The organism is Streptosporangium sp. NPDC049248, from assembly GCF_040678965.1.
Classification (GTDB): domain Bacteria; phylum Actinomycetota; class Actinomycetes; order Streptosporangiales; family Streptosporangiaceae; genus Streptosporangium; species Streptosporangium fukuiense.
Genome location: NZ_JBFAQY010000072.1, coordinates 1 through 3496, shown reverse-complemented (window position 1 = coordinate 3496; position 3496 = coordinate 1). Strand labels below are relative to the sequence as shown.

General features: G+C 71.6%; 2 protein-coding genes. Both read right to left on the bottom strand.

What is annotated here, in order from left to right; genetic code table 11:
• A partial coding sequence (locus tag AB0K21_RS44560) for an amino acid adenylation domain-containing protein (RefSeq protein ID WP_364159263.1) occupies positions 1-2375 on the bottom strand: 2375 nt, incomplete at its 3' end.
• Positions 2372-3496 (bottom strand): condensation domain-containing protein (locus AB0K21_RS44555; protein ID WP_364159260.1); only part of this gene is annotated, 1125 nt, incomplete at its 5' end. The genes AB0K21_RS44555 and AB0K21_RS44560, both read right to left, overlap by 4 nt.

Sequence of the window (3496 nt, the reverse complement as noted above, 5' to 3'; positions counted from 1 at the left end):
TCCCCCGTCCGATACATCCGCCCACCACGACCACCGAACGGACACGCCACGAACCGCTCCGCCGTCAACCCCGCCCGCCCCAGATACCCCCGCGCGAGACCGGGCCCGGCCAGGTACAGCTCCCCCTCCACCCCGGCCGGAACCGGCCGCAGCCACGAATCCAGCACGTACGCCCGCGCGTCGCGCACCGGCGAGCCGATCGGCGGGATCTCACCCGCCGTCAGGGGGGCACTCATGGTGGCGGCGATGGTCGCCTCTGTCGGGCCGTACGCGTTGATCATCAGACGGCCGGGGGCCCAGGTGTCCACCAGATTCGGCGCGCAGGCGTCCCCGCCGACGATCAGAGTCCGCAGGTCGGGCAGCGGGACCTCCGGAACCCCCGCCAGGGCCGCCGGGGGGATCAGGGCATGGGTGACCCGCGCATCCCGCAGGGCATCGGCCAGCGCGGCTCCGCTGTAGGCGCCGGAAGGAGGAATGACAAGGGCTGCCCCGGCCGCGAAGGCCATCAGCAGTTCCATGACCGAGGCGTCGAAGCTCGGCGAGGCGAAGTGCAGAACACGGCTGTCCGGGGTGATCCCGAACCTGTCGACCTGCGAGCAGGCGAGGGCGGCGATGCCGGCATGGGTGACCACGACACCCTTGGGCCGTCCCGTCGAACCGGAGGTGTAGATCACGTACGCCGGACTCTCCGGCACGAGCGGCACACCCGGATCGGACTCCACGTATCCGGAGGTGTCGACCCCGGCCAGCCAGTCGGCGTCGATCACCAGGGCGGGGGCGGCGTCCGCGAGCATATAGGCGACCCGTTCCTCCGGGTAGCCGAGGTCCACGGGCAGGTACGCACCGCCCGCCTTCAGCACGGCCAGCGCCGCGACCACCAGATCGGCGGAACGGCGCAGCCTCAGCGCCACCAACCGCTCGGGGCCGATTCCGTGCTCGGCCACCAGCAGCCGAGCCAGACGGTTGGCGCGGCCGTTGAGCTGCCCGTACGTGACACTCTCGCCGAGGTGGACCAGCGCGGTGGCCTCGGGGTCACGGGTGACGGCGGCTTCGAAGAGCTCGGGCAACGTACGGCGCGGCACCGGTGCGCCGGTTTCGTTCCACTCCTCGACGGCCTGTCTGTGCTCGGCGACGTCAAGGATGCCGATCCGGCCGACCGGCGTGTCCGGGTCGGTGACGATCGCGGTGAGCAGCAGGCTCATCCGGTCGAGCAGCCGCCGGGCCTCGGCGGTGCTGAACAGGTCGGGGCGGTGGTCCAGCCGCAGGGTGAGGCGGTCGCCGGGGAGGGCGGCGAGGGCGAGAGGGTAGTGGTGGGCGTCTGTCGAGCCGAAGCCGGTCAGCCGGACCTCGCCAAGGGCGGTACCGGCGGTGGAGGGATCGAATGGGTAGTTCTCCAGCACGGTGACGGTGTCGAACAGGATGCCGCGCTGGATTTCGGTCAGCCCCAGGTGATGGTGGGGCATCAGCTCCGCCTGCTCGTCCTGGAGGCGTTCCAGCATTTCACCGACGGGCTCGGCGGGCCGGAGCCGGACCCGGACGGGCACGGTGTTGATGAACAGGCCGACCATGTGCTCGACCCCGGGCAGCTCGGGCGGGCGGCCCGATACGACCGCGCCGAAGACGACGTCCTCGCGGCCGGTCAGCTTGGCGAGCAGCAGTCCCCACACTCCCTGCAGGACCGTGTTGACCGTGACGCCACGGCGACGGGCCAGTCTGGTCAGCGCGGCGGTCAGGTCGGCGCCCAGTTCGGTGGCGACCTTGCCCGGCGTCACCGGCGCGCCCGCGGCGGGCGCCACCAGCGTCGGCTCGTCAATGCCCTCCAGCGCCCGGTCCCAGGCGTCCTTCGCGGCGGCGCGGTCCTGGCGGGACAGCCAGGCCAGGTAGTTCTTGTACGGCGGCGCGGGCGGGGCCTCCACACCGAGATAGAGCGCCAGCAGTTCTGTGACAAGCAGCGGGGTGGACCATCCGTCGAGCAGGATGTGATGGTTGGTGATGATCAGCCGGTGCCTGCCGGGCTCCGGCCGTACGAGAACGAAGCGGATGAGCGGCGGCACCGCCAGGTCGAACGGGCGTGCCCTCTCCTCCGCGGCCACCACGGCCGGATCTGCCCCCTCGACCTCTCGCCAGGACGGTTCGACACTGTCCGGGATGACCTGGACAGGCCGGCTGAGGTCCTCGTGCCAGAAGGCGGCGCGCAGGTTGGAGTGGCGTTCGAGCAGCCTGGCGGCGGCGGCGCGGAGCGCGGGGACGTCCAGCGGGCCGTCCAGGTCGAGGGTGACCTGTGCGGTGTAGAGGTCGTGCTCGTCGTGGAGGGCGTGGAAGAACAGGCCCTGCTGCAGCGGCGAGAGCGGGAGGATGTCCTGGACCTGCGTCAACGCTTCTCCCACGCGGCTTGGATGCGGTCGATCTCCCCCTGGTCCAGGTCGACCAGGAGGTCGCTCGGTGTGTGTCCTCCCGCGCCGTGCTCGGCCAGCCCGGCGAGCGCCTCGAACCAGGTCTCGGCCAGCTCGGCGACCTCCGCCTCGTCGAGCACCCCCTCGGGCCAGGACCAGACGGCCTCCAGGTGAGGGCCGTCCGGCCGGTCGTGCGTGGTCACGTTGACCTCCAGGACGTGGGCCACCGGCATCCCGGGGTCGTAGCCGCCGATCTCGGTGGGAACCAGGTTCCAGTCGCCTTCGGTGACCGCGACCCGGCCGAGGTAGTTGAACACGATCTGCGGACGGGGAAGCTCGGCGAGCTTCTGCGCGGTCTCCGGTGCGAGATGGCGGAGCATCCCGTAACCCAGCGGGTCGGGCAGCGCTCTGAGCTGCTCCTTGACCTTTTTGATCGCCTGAGCCGCGGCCCTCTCGTCGGACCAGCCGGTCAGCCCCGGGTCGAGCCTGACGGGGTGGATGGTGGTGAACCAGCCCACGGTCCTGGACAGGTCGACGTCGGGGAAGATCTCCTCACGGCCGTGCCCCTCCAGGTCGAGCAGGACGGAGGTGCCCCGGGCGCCGCGCCTCCTGCGCCAGTGGGTCACGGCCAGGGCGAGCCCGGCGAGCAGCACGTCGTTGACCCGGCCGTGGAACGCGGCGGGGACGGCCGCCAGCAGAGGTTCGGCCCTCTCCGGAGGCAGGGTACGGCGGAGACTGCGCAACGTCGCGGCGGTGTCGAGACGCGGATCGAGGGACCTGCGCCCGATACGCGGATCGGGGCCGTCGAGGATCTCCGCCCAGTGGTCGAGTTCGCCGACCCTGTTGGGAGCCTCGTCGTGCAGGCGGTGTGCCCAGGTACGGAAGGAGGTTGGCACCGGCTCCAGCACCGGGACGGTTCCCCGACCGACCGCTTCTTGAGTGGCCGCTTCCAGCGCGATTCCCTCTTGAGCGGTCGCCTCTCGCGGGGCCCCCTCGTGAGCGGCCTCCTCGTGAGCCGCCGCTGGCGGGGCCGCTTCCTGGCCGGTCGCGTGCCAGGCGGTGAACAGATCCGGCAGCAGGATCCGCCAGGACACCCCGTCCAC